Source organism: Methylobacterium brachiatum, assembly GCF_900113845.1.
Taxonomy (GTDB): domain Bacteria; phylum Pseudomonadota; class Alphaproteobacteria; order Rhizobiales; family Beijerinckiaceae; genus Methylobacterium; species Methylobacterium brachiatum.
Map to the genome: position 1 here is coordinate 119693 of NZ_FOQW01000007.1, position 17823 is coordinate 137515.

23 protein-coding genes are annotated in these 17823 nt (G+C 69.6%); 8 read left to right on the plus strand and 15 right to left on the minus strand.

Translation table 11 applies throughout. The features are described from left to right. Positions 1 to 24 precede the first annotated feature (24 nt). From BMZ47_RS10425 to BMZ47_RS10455, 7 genes are all read right to left on the minus strand, one after another. Complete coding sequence (locus BMZ47_RS10425) at positions 25 to 663, minus strand: hypothetical protein (protein WP_425285057.1); 639 nt, start codon at positions 661 to 663, stop codon at positions 25 to 27. Between the two features lie 36 nt (positions 664 to 699). Next, positions 700 to 1584: an ABC transporter permease gene (locus tag BMZ47_RS10430; protein WP_208601032.1), complete on the minus strand. Its 885-nt coding sequence runs from the start codon at positions 1582 to 1584 to the stop codon at positions 700 to 702. A 151-nt stretch (positions 1585 to 1735) separates the two neighbouring features. Continuing rightward, on the minus strand, positions 1736 to 2476 hold the full coding sequence (locus tag BMZ47_RS10435; RefSeq protein ID WP_091861627.1) for an ABC transporter ATP-binding protein: 741 nt from the start codon (positions 2474 to 2476) through the stop codon (positions 1736 to 1738). Further along, on the minus strand, positions 2473 to 2781 hold the full coding sequence (locus tag BMZ47_RS10440; protein ID WP_244536787.1) for a hypothetical protein: 309 nt from the start codon (positions 2779 to 2781) through the stop codon (positions 2473 to 2475). Before BMZ47_RS10440 ends, BMZ47_RS10435 begins: the two co-directional genes overlap by 4 nt. Then, the gene (locus BMZ47_RS10445; protein ID WP_007563854.1) at positions 2781 to 3215 is read right to left on the minus strand and encodes a cupredoxin domain-containing protein; all 435 of its coding nucleotides are present in this window, start codon (positions 3213 to 3215) and stop codon (positions 2781 to 2783) included. Before BMZ47_RS10445 ends, BMZ47_RS10440 begins: the two co-directional genes overlap by 1 nt. A 104-nt stretch (positions 3216 to 3319) precedes the next feature. Beyond that, positions 3320 to 4303 carry a YVTN family beta-propeller repeat protein gene (locus BMZ47_RS10450; RefSeq protein WP_091861630.1) on the minus strand — a complete coding sequence of 328 codons (984 nt, stop codon included), beginning with the start codon at positions 4301 to 4303 and terminating at the stop codon, positions 3320 to 3322. Positions 4304 to 4428: 125 nt separating this feature from the next. Further along, a complete protein-coding gene (locus BMZ47_RS10455; RefSeq protein ID WP_091862069.1) occupies positions 4429 to 5676 on the minus strand; it encodes an ABC transporter substrate-binding protein in 1248 nt (415 codons plus the stop codon). 183 nt (positions 5677 to 5859) lie between these two features. Between BMZ47_RS10455 and BMZ47_RS10460 the strand changes: the two genes are divergently transcribed. The 7 genes from BMZ47_RS10460 to BMZ47_RS10490 all read left to right on the plus strand — a co-directional run bounded on the left by BMZ47_RS10460 (position 5860) and on the right by BMZ47_RS10490 (position 11415). Further along, positions 5860 to 6366, plus strand: a complete 507-nt coding sequence (locus tag BMZ47_RS10460; protein ID WP_007563847.1) for a DUF3280 domain-containing protein — start codon at positions 5860 to 5862, stop codon at positions 6364 to 6366. Between the two features lie 28 nt (positions 6367 to 6394). Beyond that, positions 6395 to 7096 carry a (5-formylfuran-3-yl)methyl phosphate synthase gene (locus BMZ47_RS10465; RefSeq protein WP_091862071.1) on the plus strand — a complete coding sequence of 234 codons (702 nt, stop codon included), beginning with the start codon at positions 6395 to 6397 and terminating at the stop codon, positions 7094 to 7096. Then, positions 7093 to 7662, plus strand: coding sequence for an amino acid kinase family protein (locus BMZ47_RS10470; RefSeq protein ID WP_091861633.1), 570 nt, complete (start codon positions 7093 to 7095; stop codon positions 7660 to 7662). Before BMZ47_RS10465 ends, BMZ47_RS10470 begins: the two co-directional genes overlap by 4 nt. Beyond that, on the plus strand, positions 7659 to 9218 hold the full coding sequence (locus tag BMZ47_RS10475) for a DUF6513 domain-containing protein (protein WP_091861636.1): 1560 nt from the start codon (positions 7659 to 7661) through the stop codon (positions 9216 to 9218). The genes BMZ47_RS10470 and BMZ47_RS10475 overlap by 4 nt, the downstream gene beginning before the upstream one ends. A gap of 3 nt (positions 9219 to 9221) precedes the next feature. Further along, a complete protein-coding gene (locus tag BMZ47_RS10480; protein WP_091861639.1) occupies positions 9222 to 9812 on the plus strand; it encodes a DUF447 domain-containing protein in 591 nt (196 codons plus the stop codon). A 116-nt stretch (positions 9813 to 9928) separates the two neighbouring features. Further along, a complete protein-coding gene (locus BMZ47_RS10485) occupies positions 9929 to 10462 on the plus strand; it encodes an SRPBCC family protein (protein ID WP_091861642.1) in 534 nt (177 codons plus the stop codon). Beyond that, positions 10459 to 11415: a YncE family protein gene (locus tag BMZ47_RS10490; protein WP_091861645.1), complete on the plus strand. Its 957-nt coding sequence runs from the start codon at positions 10459 to 10461 to the stop codon at positions 11413 to 11415. The genes BMZ47_RS10485 and BMZ47_RS10490 overlap by 4 nt, the downstream gene beginning before the upstream one ends. 26 nt (positions 11416 to 11441) lie before the next feature. Here BMZ47_RS10490 and BMZ47_RS10495 read toward each other — a convergent pair whose 3' ends face one another. After that, complete coding sequence (locus BMZ47_RS10495) at positions 11442 to 12638, minus strand: hypothetical protein (RefSeq protein ID WP_091861647.1); 1197 nt, start codon at positions 12636 to 12638, stop codon at positions 11442 to 11444. 459 nt (positions 12639 to 13097) lie between these two features. Between BMZ47_RS10495 and BMZ47_RS10500 the strand changes: the two genes are divergently transcribed. Further along, positions 13098 to 13352: a hypothetical protein gene (locus tag BMZ47_RS10500; RefSeq protein ID WP_091861650.1), complete on the plus strand. Its 255-nt coding sequence runs from the start codon at positions 13098 to 13100 to the stop codon at positions 13350 to 13352. Between the two features lie 44 nt (positions 13353 to 13396). Here BMZ47_RS10500 and BMZ47_RS10505 read toward each other — a convergent pair whose 3' ends face one another. The 7 genes from BMZ47_RS10505 to BMZ47_RS10535 all read right to left on the minus strand — a co-directional run bounded on the left by BMZ47_RS10505 (position 13397) and on the right by BMZ47_RS10535 (position 17823). Continuing rightward, positions 13397 to 13597, minus strand: coding sequence for a hypothetical protein (locus BMZ47_RS10505; protein ID WP_091861653.1), 201 nt, complete (start codon positions 13595 to 13597; stop codon positions 13397 to 13399). Between the two features lie 74 nt (positions 13598 to 13671). Next, positions 13672 to 14844, minus strand: a complete 1173-nt coding sequence (locus tag BMZ47_RS10510; protein WP_091861656.1) for an alpha/beta hydrolase family protein — start codon at positions 14842 to 14844, stop codon at positions 13672 to 13674. An 89-nt stretch (positions 14845 to 14933) separates the two neighbouring features. Then, entirely contained in the window at positions 14934 to 15134 is a 201-nt protein-coding gene (locus BMZ47_RS10515) for a hypothetical protein (RefSeq protein WP_091861658.1), read from the minus strand. 79 nt (positions 15135 to 15213) lie between these two features. Continuing rightward, complete coding sequence (locus tag BMZ47_RS10520; protein ID WP_007563823.1) at positions 15214 to 15669, minus strand: response regulator; 456 nt, start codon at positions 15667 to 15669, stop codon at positions 15214 to 15216. Between the two features lie 191 nt (positions 15670 to 15860). Further along, complete coding sequence (locus BMZ47_RS10525) at positions 15861 to 16733, minus strand: dienelactone hydrolase family protein (protein WP_091862074.1); 873 nt, start codon at positions 16731 to 16733, stop codon at positions 15861 to 15863. Positions 16734 to 16804: 71 nt separating this feature from the next. After that, positions 16805 to 17209 (minus strand): hypothetical protein, encoded by a 405-nt coding sequence (locus BMZ47_RS10530; RefSeq protein WP_007563818.1) that lies wholly within the window; start codon positions 17207 to 17209, stop codon positions 16805 to 16807. A 119-nt stretch (positions 17210 to 17328) separates the two neighbouring features. Further along, positions 17329 to 17823, minus strand: coding sequence for a DUF192 domain-containing protein (locus tag BMZ47_RS10535; RefSeq protein ID WP_208601034.1), 495 nt, complete (start codon positions 17821 to 17823; stop codon positions 17329 to 17331).

Genomic DNA, 17823 nt, shown 5'->3' on the forward strand with positions numbered 1-17823 from the left:
GCGCATGCCGGTCCGGCGCAGCCCTCAGAGGCGCGCCTGAATCATCCGGGCGATCTCCCCGAGCCGCTGCTCGAGCAGCTGCGGCACCTCGCAGACATAGGTCAGCGACTGGCTGCGCTCCTGGAAGATGCGGCGGTCCCAGGCGAACTTGGTCTCCAGCTCCGACTGGTCCTTGGGCAGCTCGGTGGCGTCGGTGGCGCTCGGCGCATCCTTGGTCTGGCTGATCTTGTCCGCCTCGTCGCGGATCCGCTCGGCCATCCGGCGCTGGCCCTGGGCGTAGCGGGCGATCCCGCCCATGACCTTGTCGCGCTCGCCGTTGATGACCTCGAACACGCCGGCATAGACATGGGTCAGCGACTTGGCCTTCGCGTCCTTGTCGGCCCCGAGCTTCGCCACGAAGGCATCGAGCAGCGGGCCGACCTCGGACAGCTCGGTGCGGCGGGACGCGATCTTCTGGGCGAGCACCGCCGCGTCGTTGTCGCTGCCCCAGTCACCGGCCGCGGCGATATCCGGCCCGGTCCAGAACTGGCCGGGGCTCAGGGTCGCGACCTTCCGCTGGACGCAGGGCCAGTCCGGGTCCTGCCGCGGCTGGGCGAGGACCGGCCCGGTCGTCAGCGCGAGGCCGAGGGCGGAGGCGAGAAGGCGGGCGGGCATACGGGTCATCGAAGGGTTTCCGAAATCATCACGCGATCATGGGAGCTAGGTGTTATCGCCGGCCGGCCCGCCGCGGCGGGCCATGATGCCGCGCCCGGGATCGTAGGCGACGACCGCCATCCCGAAGAACGCGAGGGCCACGCCCACGACGACCGCGCAGGCGACCGGCTCGAACTGGACGTAGAGGGCGAAGCGCACGAGCTGGACCGCGTGGCTGAACGGGTTCAACTCGCAGATCCAGTAGAGCGTTTCCGAGGATTCCCGGATCCGCCACAGCGGGTAGAGCGCTGATGAGGCGAAGAACATCGGGAAGATCACGAAGTTCATCACGCTGGCGAAGTTCTCGAGCTGGCGCACCAGCGACGACAGGAACAGGCCGATCGCGCCCAGCATCAGCCCCGAGGCCAAGAAGGCCGGGAGCGCCGCCAGGTATCCGAGCGGCGGAATGTCGGTCTCCCAGAAATACGCCACGGCCAGGAACGCGTAGGCCTGCACGATCGACACCGAGACACCGGCGATCAGCTTGGCGAGCAGCAGCAGCCAGCGCGGATAGGGCGAGGTCAGCAGCACCTTCATGGAGCCGACCTCGCGGTCGTAGACCATCGAGAGCGAGGATTGCATGCCGTTGAACAGCTGGATCATCACGGCCAGCCCCGGCACCACGTAGACCTCGTAGAGCACGTAGGTCTGGTAGGGCGGCTCGATCGAGACCCCGAGGGTGTTGCGGAACCCCGCCGCGAAGATGAACAGCCAGACCAAAGGCCGGACCAGGGCTGAGAAGAACCGCTCCTTCTGATTGAAGAAGCGCAGCAATTCCCGCCGGACGATGCCGCCGAGGCAGATCAGGTAGCCGACCGCATCGAGCCGGCCCATTCGGGCGGTTTTATGGGTCTGGGTTGCCGGGACGGCCGTGGCGAGGGGAGGCGTCATGTGAGCTGACCCATGCGTAGGCAGACGCCTTTGATCTCGTAGCGAGGGCTACGGCCGGAAACACGCGCCTTCCGCGCCCCCCACTGCGGGGGCCGGCCCACCCTCCCCCGCAGAGGGGGAAGGGAGAGCGCGCGTATCGTCCGGTCGTCCATCACGCCGCTGCCCTCCCCGGCTCGGCGACGAGGCGGCGGAAGGCGTCGGCGAGGTTCTCGCCCGGCGCGCCGATATCCCCGGCCCGGCCCCGGGCGACGATGCGTCCCCGGTGCAGCACCACGGCGTCGTCCTCCGGCGCGATCTCCTCGAAGATGTGGGTCGCCCAGAGGACGGACAGGCCCTCCTCGCGCACCAGGGCGCGGACGATCGCGACGATGTCGGCCCGGGATTCGAGATCGAGCCCCACCGTGGGCTCGTCGAGCAGCAACAGGTCCGGCCGGTGAATCAGCGAGCGCGCGATCTCGATCCGGCGCGACTGGCCGCCCGAGAGCGTGCGGACCTTGTCGTGGCGCCGGTCGGCGAGGCCGACGCGGTCGAGCAACTCCCCCACCCGGAGCTTTCCTGCCTTGCGGGCGATGCCGTGAAGGCTGGCGTGATAGAGCAGGTTCTGCTCGACGGTGAGGTCGGTATCGAGGGTCCGGGCCTGGAACACCACGCCGAGCCGGGCCAGGGCCCGAGACGGCTCGCGGTCGAGCCCATGGCCGAAGATCGAGACCCGGCCGCTCTGGTTGTTGTAGAGCCGGGTAATCACCGAGAACAGCGTCGTCTTGCCGGCGCCGTTGGGCCCGAGCAGGGCCGCGAACCGCCCGCGCTCGACGGTGAGCGACACGTCGTCCAGCGCCGCCCGCGCGCCGAAGCGGTGGCCGACATGCTCGACCAGCAGCGCCGCCTCGCTCATCGACCGAGCGCCCTGCGGGCATCCGCGACCGCGTCGAGGCACTCGTCGAACTCGCCCTCCTTCTGCTCGCGCTCGGCGACCCGGAGGGCTTTTTTCAGTTTCGGCAGAGCGGCCTCGGACGGGTTCGCGGCCAGGGCGTCGCGGATCATCGTGATGCCTTCCGCGCAGGAGGACGCGTCATCGGTCGCGAGGGCGGGCGTGGTCAAAAAGATGCTGAGGAATGCGAGCGCGAACCCCCTCCCCCCACTGAGGGGGGAGGGAGATGCGGCGGCAGCCTCGCGCCAAATTCTGAATTCGGCGCCCATCACTTCACCGTCAACGTGCCGGTCATGCCCTTCGCTTCCAGGCCGCGGGCCTCCCACTTGTAGGCGCCCGGCTTGATCGCGACGAACTCGACGGCGATCTCGCCGGGATCGTCGAACTCCAGGTGATCGGGGGCGCCGCCGCCGTGGATCTCCTTGTGCTCGATGACGATCTGGTTGAGCCAAATGTAGCGGAAGAACTCGGGCGCGTAGAACTTGTATTCCTGGCGGCCCTTGGCGACGATCCGCAGCCGGTAGGCCTTGCCGGATTCGAGGGTGATGTCCTTGTTCTCGACCGCGAAATCATTGCCCTGGTCGTCGCCGAGGACGAGGTCGGGCAGGTTCTCCCGCTTCTTGGTCAGGTCGAGGGCCGCGGCGGGACCGGCCGCGAACAGGCCGGCCAGGGCGAGGGCTGCGATCCGAAGCGTTCGCGTCATGTCGTTCCTATCCCTGTGCCGCCGTTCACGCGGCGATGCCTTGTGTCATGGGCTGTCGATCGGGGTTACAGGCCCCGATCTGCCGCCCGTCCTCGCGGGACAAATCAGTTCGGGGAGATGGCCACGCCCCAGGGCAGCAGGCCGACCGGGATGCTTTTCACCACCTTCTCGGCGGCTACGTCGATCACCGAGACGTCGTTCGAGGTGCCGTTGGTGGTGAACAGCATCTTCTGGTCGGGCGTGAAGGCGAGCTGCCAGACGCGCTGGCCCACCGGCAGGTACTTCTCGACCGCGTAGGACTTGGCATCGACCACCGCGACCCGGTTGGCCGGGCCGAGCGCCACGAACGCCTTGGTACCGTCCTTGGTGATGCGGATGCCGACCGGCTGAATCGCCTCGTCGTTCACGCTCGGGATCTTGAAGGTGATCTTCTTGATCACCCGGCGCTGGGCCACATCGATCACGCTGACCGTGCCGCCGACCTCGGCCGAGACCCACAGGAACTTGCCGTCGGCGGTGAACTCGGCAAAGCGCGGCCGTGCATCCACCAGCACGTTGTCGATGACTTGGAAGGTCTTGGTGTCAATGAAGTGCGCCATGTTGGTGGTCTCGGAGGTGTTGACCAGGATCTTCCCGTCCGGCGACAGGCCCATCCCCTCCGGCTCGACCCCGACCGGCACCTCGGCCAGGACCTTGTTCTTCTCAATGTCGATGATCGTGACCTGGCTGTCATCCTCGTTGGCGACGTAGAGCGGATTGCCGGAGGCATCGAGGATGAACTGCTCGGGGTCGGGGCCGGAGCGCAGCGAGCGCACGACCTTGCCGGTGCTGGTATCGAGCACGTCGATCCGGTCGTCGTCGCTGGCGCAGACGAAGACCTCCTTGCCGTCCTTCGACACGGTGACGCCGCGCGGCCGGCGCCCGACCTTCCAGGTCGCGGTCACGGCCATCGTATTCGTATCGATGACGCTGACGGAATTGCCCTTCTCGTTGGTCACGTAGGCGGTGAAGGCGACGGCCGGCCCGCTGAGGGCGAACCACGCTCCGAGGGCGACCACACTCAGACCTGCCTCGACGCGGCGGCGCATACGCATTCCTTCCCTTGTGACGTCCCGGCGTCCTCGAAGGACGTTCTCGGAGGTGGATTGTAGAGCATCGCCCGCGCGTTGCGAGGGCGCGGGCCCCTCGCCAACGCCGCAGGCGCCCGCGACCCTCATTTGAACTTACAGGTGGTCTCGGGCAGGTCGACCCCCAGAGTGTCGAGCGGGGTACGCTGGTGCAGGAAGCCCTGCTCGGGCGCGACCGAGACCAGGGCCTTCGGCTGGACCACGATCACCGGCTGGCGCAGCTGGTGGTCCCAGGGGCGGAAGGTCAGCGACACCCCTTTGTAGGCCGGCAGGTTGAAGGCCGGGTCGACCAGGTACGGAGCGAGAACCGCCGGATCGTTGCTCTTCTTGGCGGTCACGGCGTCGCCGACCGTGCGGACCGCGGCCCAGACCTGGTAATCGAGCGGGCGCATCAGCCGGGAGGCGAGCCGCCGGAAGCGGTTCTGGGCCTGCGCGGCGCCCCAGGTCTCGAGGACGGGCGACCAGCTCGTGGAGGTGAGCGCCTGCGTGCCGCCGACGGGGCGGGGATCGACGGTGCGGTAGGAGACGTAGTCGCCCCAGTCGCCCTCCTCGTCGGCCACGATCGCCATGTCGTAGTCGAGGCCCCGGGTGAAGACCATCGCCTCGGCCCGGGTCGGCGTATCGCCGCGCGCCTTGGCGAGCGGCCCGAAGGTCCAGGGCTTCTCCGCGGTGATCTTCAGGCCGAACTTGCGGGCGGAGTTTCGTACCGCCTCGGCATAGGCCTTGTCGGCGTCGGTCGGGCCGACGATCAGAAAGATCTTCCGCCAGCGCATCACCGTCAGGTACTGCGCGACGGCATCCGTCAGCATCGCCCGGGACGGCAGGATGTGGAACACGTTGGCCCGGCAATCGGCGCCGCGCAGGCGGTCGTCCGGGGCGCCGGCATTGAGCACCACCGCGCCGGTCTCCTTGACGGCATCGGCCACCGCCAGCACCGCGTCGGCCGGCAGGGCGAGCACCAGGTAGTTCACGCCCTTGGCGATGAGCTCCTTGGCGGCCGCCACCGCGTCGGGCTTCTCGTCGCTGAGCGCGACCTCGTCCAGCGCGAAGGTCTGCTTGGTGAAGCGGCCGGTGGTGTTGTTGTCGGCGATGCCCATCTTGGCGCCGGCCAGTCCCTCGTCCTCCGGGGCGGCCTCGGCATCGTAGGAGGACGGCGCCGGCTGCGGCCGGTAGATCAGCCCGATATGCGTGTCGATCGGCGGCGGCGCGGGCTGCTGGGCCAGAGCGGCAAGGGGCGCCAGCAGCGCACCGGCCACGAGGGCGGCGCGAAGCCCGGCCCGGGACCGGGCGGGCAGAGTGTGGCGCTGGACCGGGGCGTGTGCAGGATCGTGCATGTGCGCGGCCTCTAGCAGCTTCCGATCCGGCCGCTCAACCGCGGCTTCTTGGCGAATGATCACGTTCGCGTCGTGGGCCAAGCACGCGACGTTGTACATTGCCAATTTGTCCCTTCGCCCGAGCTATAGGGACGCGAATGCGCCGGATGACACGGCATCGATCATCGTGAGGGAGCCCCGAGGATGCGCCACCTGTTCGCCTGCGCGGTGACCGCCTGCCTCCTCGCCGGCCCCGCCGTCGCCGCCGAGAAGGCTGCGATCTTCCCCGTCGAGCTGTTCGATCCCGGCGCCACCTACGGCACGCGGGCCCGGCCGGTGGACACGAAGAAGCTGGCGCTGGTGACCGACGAGCTGCGCAACGCTCTGCACAACCAGGCCGGCCTGGAGATCGTCGATACCGCCCCGAAGGCCGATGTGGTCGCCAAGGAAGGCCCGCTCTACAAGTGCAACGGCTGCGCGGCCGACATCGCCAAGAGCCTGGGTGCGGATCTCGTCGTGACCGGCTATGTGGAGAAGGGATCCGGTCAGATCTTCAACCTGAACGTCACCATCGCCGAGGCCGAGACCGGCAAGATGGTGCGCGGCGGCCAGGTGACGATCCGGGCCGATACCGACGACACCTGGGCGCATGCCATGCGCTGGGTGGTGAAGAACCGCCTGCTCGCCGAGCCGCTGCCCGGCAAGTCGTGATTGCGTGCCGCACATCTTCGAGAGATCCGTGTCCGCGTTCCCCGTTCCGCCAGCCCCCCTGCCCAGCCTCCTCGTCAGCGTCCGCGACCCGGCCGAAGCCGAGGCGGCCCAGCTCGCCGGGGCCGACCTGATCGACGCCAAGGATCCGGAGCGCGGGGCGCTCGGTGCCCTCGACGTGGACGTGGTGACGGAGATCGTCGCCCGGATTGCTGGCGCGGCCGTGACCAGCGCGGTGGCCGACCCGGCGCCCGACGCCGTCACCGCGATGGCCGCGACCGGGATCGACTGGGTGAAGACCGGTCTCGACGCCCGGGACAGGCGCGACAAGGCCGCGATGGCCGCCCTGACGGCGGCCGCGCCGGGCCGCCTGATCGCGGTCCTGTTCGCCGAGGACGGCCCGGCGGCCGATCTGGTCCCGGCCCTGGCCCAGGCCGGCTTCGCGGGGGCGATGATCGACACCGCCGGCAAGTCCGGCGCGCGGCTGACCGATCTCGCCGAGCCGGAGGCGCTGGCGGCGTTCACGGCGGCCTGCCGGACCCACGGGCTGATGAGCGGGCTGGCGGGCTCCCTCCGGATCACCGACATTCCGGTCCTGAGCGCTCACCGCCCGGATTATTTCGGCTTCCGCGGCGGCCTGTGCCGCGAGTTCGACCGGCGCAACGGCATCGACCCCCTGCGGGTCGCCGAGGCCGTGCGCGCCCTGCGGCCGAACCATCGGGACGCCGCGTGACGACGGTCCTCAAGATCGGCGGCAGCCTGGAGGCGGATCCGGCGCGGCTGCGCGGCCTGCTGGCCGAGGTGGCGGACGGCACCTACAGGCGCTGCGTCGTCGTGCCGGGCGGCGGGACCTTCGCGGATGCCGTGCGGACGGATCAGATCCGCGACGGCTTCGACGATGCGGAGGCCCACCGTCGCGCCCTCGACGCGATGGGCCGCATGGCCACGTTTTTTTGCGCGCAGGAGCCGCGGCTGACCCGTAGCATCGAACCCTGGACCGACGATGCCGCGGCCTGCATCTGGGACCCGGCGAGCCTGCGCGCCGGCCATCCCGACATCCCCGAGAATTGGGACGTCACCTCCGACAGCCTCGCGCTCTGGCTCGCCACGCGCCTGCGTGCCCGCCTTTGCGTGCTGGTGAAGTCCGCCGACGCCGCGTCGGAGGAAACCCCGGACGCGCTGGCCCGCCGCGGGCTGGTCGATGCCGCCGTCCCGGCTTTCGCGGCACGCTACGGCGGCCCGATCGCGATCTGGGGGCCGACCCGCCGGGTCACGCTGCAGCAGCGGGTGGCCGCGTGAGCGCCCCCGAGCACATCGTCTTCGTCACCGGCCGCCTCGCCCGGGCGCGGCTGGAGAAGGTCGCGGCCGGTTTGCCGGCGACGATCCACTGGAGCATCGCGGATGCCGGCGTGAAGGTCGCCGCGCTGATGACCGAGGAGATCATCCGCCGCCGGGTCGAGATCCCCGAGGGCGCGACCCGGATCGTCCTGCCCGGCCGTTGCCGGGCCGATACCGCCCGGCTGGCCGAGCATTTCCACCTGCCGGTGGAGCGCGGCCCGGACGAGGTGGTCGATCTGCCGGCCTGGCTCGGCCTCGCCGGCCGCAAGGTCGATCTGTCGAAGCACGACCTGCGGATCTTCTCCGAGATCGTCGACGCGTCGAAGATGACGCCCGACGAGATTCTGGCCAAGGGCCTCGATCTCGCCCGCCGCGGCGCCGATGTGATCGACCTCGGCGGCCTGCCGGACACGACCTTCCCTCATCTCGAGGAATCCGTCGCGGCCCTGAAGGGCGCGGGTCTTAAGGTCAGCGTCGATTCCTTCAACCGGGACGAGCTGGCCCGGGGCGCCCGCGCCGGCGCCGACTACCTGCTCAGCCTGAACGTCGACACGCTGGATCTCGCCTTCGAGACCGATGCCGTGCCGATCCTGGTGCCCCTGCGCCCCGACGACCTGCCGTCGCTCGACCGGGCGATCGAGCGGATGCTGAAGGCCGGGCGTCCGTTCCTGGCGGATCCGATCCTGGAGCCGATCCACCACGGCTTCGTGGATTCGATCAGCCGCTACCGGGACACCCGCGCCCGCTGGCCCGACATCCAGATGATGATGGGCACCGGCAACCTCACGGAGCTGACCGAGGCGGATTCGCTCGGCGTGACCGCCCTTCTGGTCGGGATGTGCTCGGAACTGTCGATCGGCAACGTGCTGATCGTGCAGGTCTCGAACCACACCCGCCGCACCGTCGAGGAGCACGACGCCGCCCGCCGGGTGATGTACGCGGCGAAAGTCGATTCCGCCCTGCCCAAGGGCTACGGACGGGCGCTGCTCGCCCTTCACGACAAGCGCCCCTTCGTGCAGACCGCCGCGGAGGTCGCCCAGGCCGCCGCCGAAATCCGCGACTCGAATTACCGGATCGCCGTCGCCGAGGACGGGATCCACGTCTACAACCGCGACGTCCACAGGGTCGGCACCGACGCGATGGCCTTCTTCCCCGATCTCGACGTGAAGAGCGACGGCGCCCACGCCTTCTATCTCGGGGCCGAGCTCACCAAGGCCGAGACCGCCTGGCGGCTCGGCAAGCGCTACGTGCAGGACGAGCCCCTCAACTGGGGCTGCGCGGCCGATTCCGATGTCGAGGATTCCACCGCCTTCAAGAAGGCCGGCCATACCCGCCATTCCGGCCCCGACGCGCCGCCACCCGGCACCCGCGACGCCCGGCTGGTGAAGCCCGAGGCGGATGCCGACGCTCCCGAGACGATCACGGAATCCGAGGCCCGGGACGAGGTTGCACCCGAGACGGCCCAGCCCGCGACCAAGCTGGTCTGCGGCCGGCTGGTGCCGGCGGACGAGGCCTGAGCCATGCCGCTGATCCTGGAGACCATCGTCACCACGCTCGCGCCCTCCGGCGAGCTGCACCTCGTGCCGTTCGGGCTGATCGGCGAGGCGGACGGCTACGTGCTGGCGCCGTTCCGGCCCTCGCCGACCATCGCCAATCTCGAGGCCAACCCGTGCTTTGCAGCTTCGAGCCCGCGGGACATCCGGGTGATCGCCGGGGCGGTAACCGGGCGGCGCGACTGGCCGACCGTGGCCTGCACGGCCATTCCCGGCCGGCGGCTTGCCGACAGCTTCGGCCATGCCGAGTTCGCGGTTGCCGCGGTGGAGGAGCACGAGACGAGGCCGCGCTTTCGCGGCCGCATGGTCCATTCCGCCGCCCACGCGCCGTTCATCGGCTACAACCGCGCCCAGGCCGCGGTGCTGGAGGCGGCGATCCTCTCGACCCGGCTCCACATGCTTGAGCCGGACAAGGTGTTGACGGAGATGGCCTACCTCGCCATCGCCATCGCCAAGACCGCGGGCCCGCGTGAGCGCGAGGCCTGGGGCTGGATTGAGGACAAGGTCGCGGCGGCTCTCGGCCCCGAGGCGCGGGTTCTCGATCGGGACGCACGCTAGACCCGTATCCGGGCGTTCGGATGCGGGCCTGACACTCACTTGTGACACGCTCTGAGGCGCCAAACCGGTATTCCCCTGACCGGAATGCGCCCTGGAGGCGGGAGGAGCAGGACACGATGAAGAAAATAACCCTGGCCCTGGCGGCCACGGCTGCCCTGGTGGCGGCGACCGCGCAGGCCCATGGCCCGACCCGGCGCAAGATTACCGAGTCGATCGAGATCAACGCGCCGGCCGACAAGGTCTGGGCCGTCGTCGGCGACGTCAAGAACGCCGACTGGATGGAGAACGTCACCAAGACCGAGGTCAGCGGCGACGTGCCGACCAAGTTCAAGCGCACCCTGACGCTGAAGAACGGCAACCAGATCCAGGAGACCAGCAACAAGTACAAGCCGGACGAGAAGCTGTTCTCGTACTACATCGAGAAGGTCGACGTGAAGGACCTGCCGGCCAACGACTATTCGGCCACGATCACGGTCGAGCCGGCGGGCGACGCCAAGTCCAAGGTCGAGTGGAAGGCCGCCTTCTACCGCGGCTACATGAACAACGATCCGCCGCCCGAGCTGAACGACGAGGCCTCCGAGAAGGGCGTCGGCGCCTGGATCAAGGCGAGCCTCGCCAACCTGAAGGCCAAGGTCGAGAAGGGCTCGTGAGCCTGAACAGGCGCGGCGCGGCGCTCGCCGCCGCCCTCGCCCTCGTCGCGACGCTGGCCCGCGCCGAACCGGCGCGGGAGGCGATCATGACGGCCCAGCTCGGCGGCGCGGTCGAGATCGTCGACCTCGCCGCCGGCAAGGTGGTGCGCAGCATCGCGCTCGACGGGGCCCCGGCCGGGATCGCCCTGTCGCCGGACCGCAGGCGCGCCTACGTCACCCGGCCCGAGGGCCACGGCCTCGCCGTGCTCGACCTCGAGGCCGGCCGGGTCGTCGCCGGAGTGCCCCTGCCCGGCGGACCGCTCGGCGTTGCCGCCGATCCGAAGGGCGGCACGGTCTACGTGGCGGATTGGTACGGCCACCGCCTGTTCGTGCTGACCGAGCGCGACGGCACGCTGGTTCCCGACGGCGAGATCGCGGTGGGCGCCTCGCCCTCCGGCATCGCGGTCTCGCCCGATGGGGCGACGCTCTACGTCGCGAACCGCGAGGCGGATACGGTCTCGGTGGTGGACGCCAAGGCCCGCAAGGAAACGAAGACGATCCCGGTGGGCCAGCACCCGTTCGGCATCACGCTCGATGCCGCGGCCGGGCGCGCCTACACGGCCAACGTCACGAGCGACGACGTCTCGGTGATCGACCTCGCGGCGGGGCGCGAGATCACCCGGATCCCCACCGGCCGGCGGCCCTACGTGATTGCGCTGACGCAAGGCCGCGGCTTCGTCACCGACCAATATGCCGGCAGCGTCACGGCCTTCGACCTCGCCACGCTCAAGCCGATCGCCGACATCGATGTGGGCGACCATCCCGAGGGCATCGCGGCCGCTGCGGACGGGCGCCTCTACGTCGCCAATTGGGGCGACAACTCGCTCAGCGTCCTCGACGGCCGCACGCTCAAGGTGCTGACGACCATCCCCACCGGCAACGGCCCGCGGGCCTTCGGCGATTTCCTGCGGTAGCGCTCGGGGTTTCGACGAGGGCGGCGCTATTTCGCAACCCAGCGCTCGTCGGCCCAGACCTCCCCATGCAGCTCCGCCGCCAACGCGTTGCCGATGGCCTGCTGCGCCGCCTCCGTGTTGAGATCGGAGGCGGTGCTGTCGTCCTCGCCTTCCGTATCGGCGCGGCCCGAGAGGAGGACCGGCTTCGGATCGGCGTCGACGAGCTTCGCATCGAGCGGTCGCAGCCGGATGTAGTATTTCGATGTGTCGCGGACGTCCTGCCAGACGAAGGCACGCAGCATGATGGCCTCCTGGATCCCGACGGCGGCAAAGTCGGGCAGCGTCCTCCGGAACGCCACGCGAACCTCGCCCCGGCTGGGATCCTTCTCCGACGACACCGTCGACAGGCCTGGAATCGCCTTCTGCGCCGCCTTGCTCAGGATCGACGCGAAATCGGCCTCGTTCGGCTTTGCCTTGAGCCGGATCAGCAGCGCATGATCCAGCACCGTCCCGAACTCCGCGTTGGTGACGCCCGGGACGGCCCGGACCTTGTCCAACAGGGCGGCAGAGCGGCTCGGATCGACCTCGATCGAGGCCGTCGCGCGTCCCGATCTCAACGTGCTGCATTGGGGGATGAGGCCGACCGGATCGAGCCGTCCGCCCTCGGCGCGAACCGTCCGGATCAGATCGGTGAGGTTGGCGATCTTGACCGTCGCGAGGACCTTGCTCGGATCGGTGACGGAAGCACCATCGTCGGGATCCTCCTCCCCGGTCCCATCCGGTTGGGCAATCGACGCCGTGGGGTCCTCGTTAAGCGCGACGAGATCGGATTGCGCGATCCGGATCGTATGCCCAGGCAGGGTCAGGGTGCCCTCGACGCCGAGAGAGTCCTTCTGCCCGGTGCGCTTCAACGCCACCGCGACCTGACGGCCGCCGGCGCTGACCCCCGAGCCCGACAGGGTCGAACCTTGCACCTGCAGCAGGATCGCCAGCCGGTCGAGCCTAAGGGACAGGCCGTCGGACGGAAAACAGACATCGAGACCCGATGCCGTGATTTGGTTGCCGCTCTGGGTGAGTTTCAGCACCCCGTCGATCTGGACCGAGGGCACACCGTCGATGGAGCCTTCCGAGAACGGAAGGAACTTCGAGACGGGCCGCGGCGCCGAAGGCTTCTTGCCGTCGCTCTGGGCAGCGGCCGTCCCGCATGCCAGCGAAAGAAGAAGTACGGCCCCGATGCGTCTCATGCGATGCCCTCAAGCTTATCGCTCCCATATTCCAACTCGGATGGCGCGGCAACTCGATTTTATACTGACGCAAATGCTCAACAGGCGCGGACAAAAGCAATGTAACGCACCGCCATTACCAACCTTGAGAGATCAGGCGGGACCCGCCGCCAGTAACGGCTAACGATAGCACCGGCTCCAGCCGCGTTTTCCATCCCGCCTCCGCTGCGGCGCACCGGATTGACTGCCCGTCTCGGGAGGCAGGCGTCGCACACAACGAAAAAACCCGCGCCGGCGAACCGGGCGGGCTGAAGGTGGATCGGATCGGGCGATCCCAATGCGCGGATCGTATCGCGACGGCACCGGGTGTCACCTCACAAGGGCGAGATGTCGTGCCGGGGGGATCGGCAAGGCCGCACCCGCGAGTGGTCGTCATGGCGATTTCGGGAACCGCAGAACCGTCGGGCCGCTTGCTCCGCCATGCCCGAGACGAAGCCCCCGAAGAAGAAACGAGCGGCCAAGCCGAAGCCGGTCGAGAAAGCGCCCGCCAAGGTCGGCAAGGCCACGCAGCTGGCCGTGATCCAGGACCGCTACCGCCGAGCCCTGATCACCGCCCTCGATCACCCGCATCGCGCGCAAGGCGACCGGATCCGCGCGGCCCTCGCTGCCCTGCTGGCCGAGAAAGCCGCGCTCGGCGTGAAGGACGGCGAAGAGGCCGCCGAGGCGTCGGAATAGCGCCCGCAAGCGCGACATGGGGCTCGCCGGAGCGAGGCGCGCGGTCAGTCCAGCTGGCGATGCGGCGCCCGGCGATAGGCCACCCGGGCGGCGACCAGGGCACCGCCGATCTGAAGGAAACCGGATTCGCCGAGATCCGGCGGCGCACCATGCGCCTGGATCAGCAACCGCGTCAGCGCGTTCAGCGCGAACAGGGTCAGGCAGAAGGCCGCTGCGGCGAGCAGGCTGGCGACGAACTCGGGCATGGCATCATCCCCCGTGTCGAACACGGGCAGCGTAGCAAGCCCTGCGCCAGGGGGAAGCCCGCCCGGGGCGCCGATCAGCGCTTGCGGGTATTCGCCGACGGGGTCCCGGCCTGGGCGGCGGGCGCCACCAGCCGGGGCGTCTCGACCGAGAGCCGCTTCACCGGCCAGCCGTCGCTCCAGCGCTCCATGTCGGCGAGCCGCGGGTTGTTCTTCATCGCATTCGCGTCGGACCCCGCGAAGGCGGCGGCTGCCGCGATGTCGAACGTCTTCCAGAATCCCAGATAGTCGAGCGCGTCGACTCGGGCGATGTTGATCTGGGAGACCAGGGTCTGCTGCTCGCCGGTGAGCGCCATGTCGGCCGACCAGCGGAACGGCGGCGGCTTGGGGGCGTCCTTGGCCGCGTCCTTCGGCTCCGGTCCCGGCTTGATCGCGCCGCCGTCATAGGCCGCGTCGGTGCCGGCGGGCGCCGCGAGGGTGGCGGTGAGCGCCGGGAAGCCGTGGTCGTCCGAGAGCGCGCGGACGAACAGCTTGCGCTCGATCGGGACGGCGCTGGCCTCGCGCAGCAGGCGCTTGGCCGCGAGATCGGCCGCGCGCGTGTCCTTGTCGCCGACCATGGTGATGAGCAGCGTCGACGGGTCGATGCTGGGCAGCTCGCTGAGCGTGATGCCCCGCGATTTCGGGCCGCTGGCGATGCCGCCCGGCGCGGCCGCGAAGATCAGCTTCGGGACCGGCAGCCCCTGCTGCTTGGCGCCGGCGGCCATGTCGAAGGCGATCGGCGCGCCGGCGAGATGACCGATCAGCGCGACCCGGGAGAGATCGGGCTTGGCGTCCGGATCGGAGGCGAGGTCGGCGAGCGCGGCCTTGACCAGGGTGTCGGCGATGCCGGGGGCGTCGGCCGGGCGGGTCCGGTTCACCTCCTGGAAGCGGGGATAGAGCACCAGCCAGCCCTGGCGGGTCAGGTGGTCGATCCAGCCGCCGTAGCTCTGCGGATTGACCACGCCCCAGCCGTGCAGGAACACCGCCACGGGCCGGCCGGCCTCGGGCGCTGCGCCGCCCGCGTGGAACGCGAAGGTGGTCGCGGTCCCGCGCCCGAGCAGGCGCTTCACGATCGTCGCCTTGCGGTCGCCGACGCCGCCGGGGCCCTCGGCCGGCTGCGCCGGCGGTGTGGCGGCCTGCGCGCCGGTGATCCCGGCCAGCGCCAGGATCAGGCCGGCAGCGAGCGAACCGCGAAGAACGTTGAGACGCATGAGGGGCTCGGCTGAGAGACGCGATGCGCCGGCAGGTCAGGGCCCGCTGAATAGCAGATTCCCTCGCCTTGGCGACTCGCCCCGGTCGCTCAGCCGGCGAAGGTCGGCTGCGCCACGTGTCCGTCGAGCCGCATCGCCAAAGCCAGGATCTCGGCCGGCACGTCGTCGGTCGCGGACTCGTAATGGACGCGCAGCTCATCGGTCACGCTATCGACGACGCGGATCGCGTTCCGGTCGTCCGAGAGGTTCCGTCGCAGAGAATCGGCGTGGTTGGCAGCCACGATGCGCATGATTGTCTTCGGGGTTGTTGGCGTTGCAGGGATTCGGGCGTCGCGCGCCCTTGAAGTGCCGTACAACCCGGAGTTGGCCTCAGGTTTCCAGGCCCGGCGTAATTAATTTACCACCCGGCCCGATCACCGCAGGACCCGTCGTCCCCGAGGGGCGACCCGCCGCCTGCTCGACCCAGGCCAGGATGTCCTCGGCACGCCACGGCTTCGGGATGAAGGTCGCCGACATGCGCAGGTCGCTCGGCTGGTCGCCGGCATCCCCGGATGTGAGCAGCACCCGGACGCGCGGCCAGGTCACGCCGATGATCCGCGCCAGCTCGAAGCCGCCGATCGGGCCGGGTGTGCGCACGTCGGAGAACACGACGCTGACTTCGTCGGCCCGGTCGTTGAGGATGGCGAGCGCCCGGTCGGCGGTCTCGGCCTCGATCACCGTGAAGCCGGTATCCTCCAGGAGCGTGGCCGCGAGGAAGCGCTCGTCGGGTTGGTCCTCCACGACGAGGATCACGGGCTTCTGTCCGGGCTGTACCGAATCGCTCATGGGCCGGGACACTCTACAGGGGCTGAACGGCGGTCGCGACGATCGGTTCAATGCCCCGGTCGTGACGATCGGCCGGACCCGCGCGGGCACAGATCCACCCGCGACCCTTGCATATTCGACAAGTTGTGGCCGTGTCCCGGGAAGCACAGCCACCCGAGAACATCCTGACAAGACCGGCGAGAGCCCCTGAATCAGCCGACGCCGTGGGCTTTCAGGAAGGCGAGCGCGCGGTTCCAGCCATCCTCGGCCGGCTCCTTGCGGTAGCTCGGCCGGTAATCCGCATGGAAACCGTGCGGCGCATCCGGATAGATCACCAGTTCGACGGTCTTGCCGGCTTGCTTCGCCTTGTCGCGGGCTTCCTCCACCGAGGCCGGCGGAATGCCGGTATCGGCGCCGCCATAGAGCGCGAGCAGCGGGGCGTGGATCTCGGCGGCGACATCCCCGGCTGTGCGCGGCTGGATGTCGGTCTGCTCGCCCCCGATCGGGCCATACCAGGCCACCGCCGCCTTCAGGTCGCGACGATGCGCCGCGTAGAGCCAGGCAGCGCGGCCGCCCCGGCACCAGCCCATGACGCCGAGCCGGGCGGGATCGCCCTTGGCCGCGGAGGCCGCCCAGGCCGCAGTGGCGTCGAGATCGCCGATCCACTGCGCGTCCGGCGTCTTGGAGATGACGTCCCGGATGATGATCTTGGGATCGGTCATGGTCGAGAGATCGCCCTGCCGGGCGTAGAGTTCGGGGGCGACCGCGCAGTAGCCGGCCTTGGCCAGGCGTCGGCAGATGTCCTTGATGTAGTCGTGGACCCCGAAGATCTCCTCGATCACCAGCACGATCGGGAATGGGCCGGCGCCCTCGGGGCCCGCCCGGTAGGCCGGCATCGGGCCATCGGCAGCGGGGATCTTCACCTCCCCGGCCTCGATCCCGGTGGCATCGGTGTGGATGACCTGCGCCTCGACGCGGGTCGTGGCGACGGTCAGGCCGCTGATGAGGCTGGTCATCACGAAGCCGCGTCGCGACAGCGGTGCCGTGATCAGGCCGTCCAGACCGGCATTATCAGCATTCGCCATGATCATCTCTCCCGCATTCTCGCGAAGAGGGCTATCCGGCGAAGACGGCCGCGGTCAAATGACCGGACGGATCAGGCGCCGGCCGCGGCCAGCGCGCGCGCCGGAGCCCGGGCGGCGACCCGGACCGTCTCCGGGGCGGTGCGGGGCTTCAGCACGTCGGCCAAAGTGACGAACGTGTCCGGCGCCGGCGCCTCGACGGCCCGGATGCCGTAGCCCAGCGCGAAGGAGCGGGTGAGGCCGGCATCGCGGGCGATGCCGAACTGCGCCAGCGCGTTCAGGAACGCCTCGCGGAACAGGCTGGGCCGGCACCAGCTCTTCTCCGCCATCTGGAGCGGCCATTCCCAGAGGCCCTCGGCCCGGCGCGCAGCCACGGCATCCCGGCCGATGAAATAGCCCGTCCCCCGGTGCTCGAGCCCGTCGGCGCTCACCGACCAATCGTCATTGCCGAACAGCTCGGCATCGGCCACATCGCTCATCGGGTCCTCCGCGCTGTGCCGGCATTCCGAAGCACCGGAACAATGCCGGAACATTGGCGCGGAACATCGCAGCGGTCAAGGCGATTGTTCCCGCTGCGTTCGCGAAAGGGCCCGTCGACTCAACGCCCCTTGAACAAAGGGTGCTCGACCCGGTCGCCCGCCTGGATGCCCAGCTTGGCCGCGGTGCCGGCATTGAGCTCCAGAACGGCCGAGACCGGGCCGCCCGACGCGATGATCGCCGTCGACAGCGGCTCGGTATCGGCCGCGATCCGGCTCACGGTGCCGTCCTTGCGGATGAACAGCATGTCGAGCGGCAGGTAGGTGTTCTTCATCCACATCGTCACGGGCTCGCTGCGCTCGAAATCGAACAGCATGCCGTGATCGGGCGCCATGTGGCGGCGGAACATCAATCCCCGGGAGCGCCCGGCATCGTCGCGCATCACCTCGACGTCGAACCGCTTTGGACCGGCCTTGGTGACGATGGTGAGCGGCTCGGTCTTGGCGGCGCTCTCGCGTGCCGCCTCCTGGGCGATTGCGGGACGGAGGGGCGCGGACGCGGTCAGGACCAGGCAGGCGATCGTGGCCGCCTGCGCGACACGGGTCAGGATTCTCAC

Coding starts and splice junctions, on each gene's coding strand:
- BMZ47_RS10460 (WP_007563847.1), top strand. CDS start 5,860: ATGCGCCACCTGTTCGCCTGCGCGGTGACCGCCTGCCTCCTCGCCGGC.
- BMZ47_RS10530 (WP_007563818.1), bottom strand. CDS start 17,209: ATGAGCGATGTGGCCGATGCCGAGCTGTTCGGCAATGACGATTGGTCG.
- BMZ47_RS10455 (WP_091862069.1), bottom strand. CDS start 5,676: ATGCACGATCCTGCACACGCCCCGGTCCAGCGCCACACTCTGCCCGCC.
- BMZ47_RS10435 (WP_091861627.1), bottom strand. CDS start 2,476: ATGAGCGAGGCGGCGCTGCTGGTCGAGCATGTCGGCCACCGCTTCGGC.
- BMZ47_RS10500 (WP_091861650.1), top strand. CDS start 13,098: ATGCCCGAGACGAAGCCCCCGAAGAAGAAACGAGCGGCCAAGCCGAAG.
- BMZ47_RS10505 (WP_091861653.1), bottom strand. CDS start 13,597: ATGCCCGAGTTCGTCGCCAGCCTGCTCGCCGCAGCGGCCTTCTGCCTG.
- BMZ47_RS10430 (WP_208601032.1), bottom strand. CDS start 1,584: ATGACGCCTCCCCTCGCCACGGCCGTCCCGGCAACCCAGACCCATAAA.
- BMZ47_RS10445 (WP_007563854.1), bottom strand. CDS start 3,215: ATGACGCGAACGCTTCGGATCGCAGCCCTCGCCCTGGCCGGCCTGTTC.
- BMZ47_RS10480 (WP_091861639.1), top strand. CDS start 9,222: ATGCCGCTGATCCTGGAGACCATCGTCACCACGCTCGCGCCCTCCGGC.
- BMZ47_RS10440 (WP_244536787.1), bottom strand. CDS start 2,781: ATGGGCGCCGAATTCAGAATTTGGCGCGAGGCTGCCGCCGCATCTCCC.
- BMZ47_RS10450 (WP_091861630.1), bottom strand. CDS start 4,303: ATGCGCCGCCGCGTCGAGGCAGGTCTGAGTGTGGTCGCCCTCGGAGCG.
- BMZ47_RS10525 (WP_091862074.1), bottom strand. CDS start 16,733: ATGGCGAATGCTGATAATGCCGGTCTGGACGGCCTGATCACGGCACCG.
- BMZ47_RS10520 (WP_007563823.1), bottom strand. CDS start 15,669: ATGAGCGATTCGGTACAGCCCGGACAGAAGCCCGTGATCCTCGTCGTG.
- BMZ47_RS10425 (WP_425285057.1), bottom strand. CDS start 663: ATGACCCGTATGCCCGCCCGCCTTCTCGCCTCCGCCCTCGGCCTCGCG.
- BMZ47_RS10495 (WP_091861647.1), bottom strand. CDS start 12,638: ATGAGACGCATCGGGGCCGTACTTCTTCTTTCGCTGGCATGCGGGACG.
- BMZ47_RS10515 (WP_091861658.1), bottom strand. CDS start 15,134: ATGCGCATCGTGGCTGCCAACCACGCCGATTCTCTGCGACGGAACCTC.
- BMZ47_RS10485 (WP_091861642.1), top strand. CDS start 9,929: ATGAAGAAAATAACCCTGGCCCTGGCGGCCACGGCTGCCCTGGTGGCG.
- BMZ47_RS10510 (WP_091861656.1), bottom strand. CDS start 14,844: ATGCGTCTCAACGTTCTTCGCGGTTCGCTCGCTGCCGGCCTGATCCTG.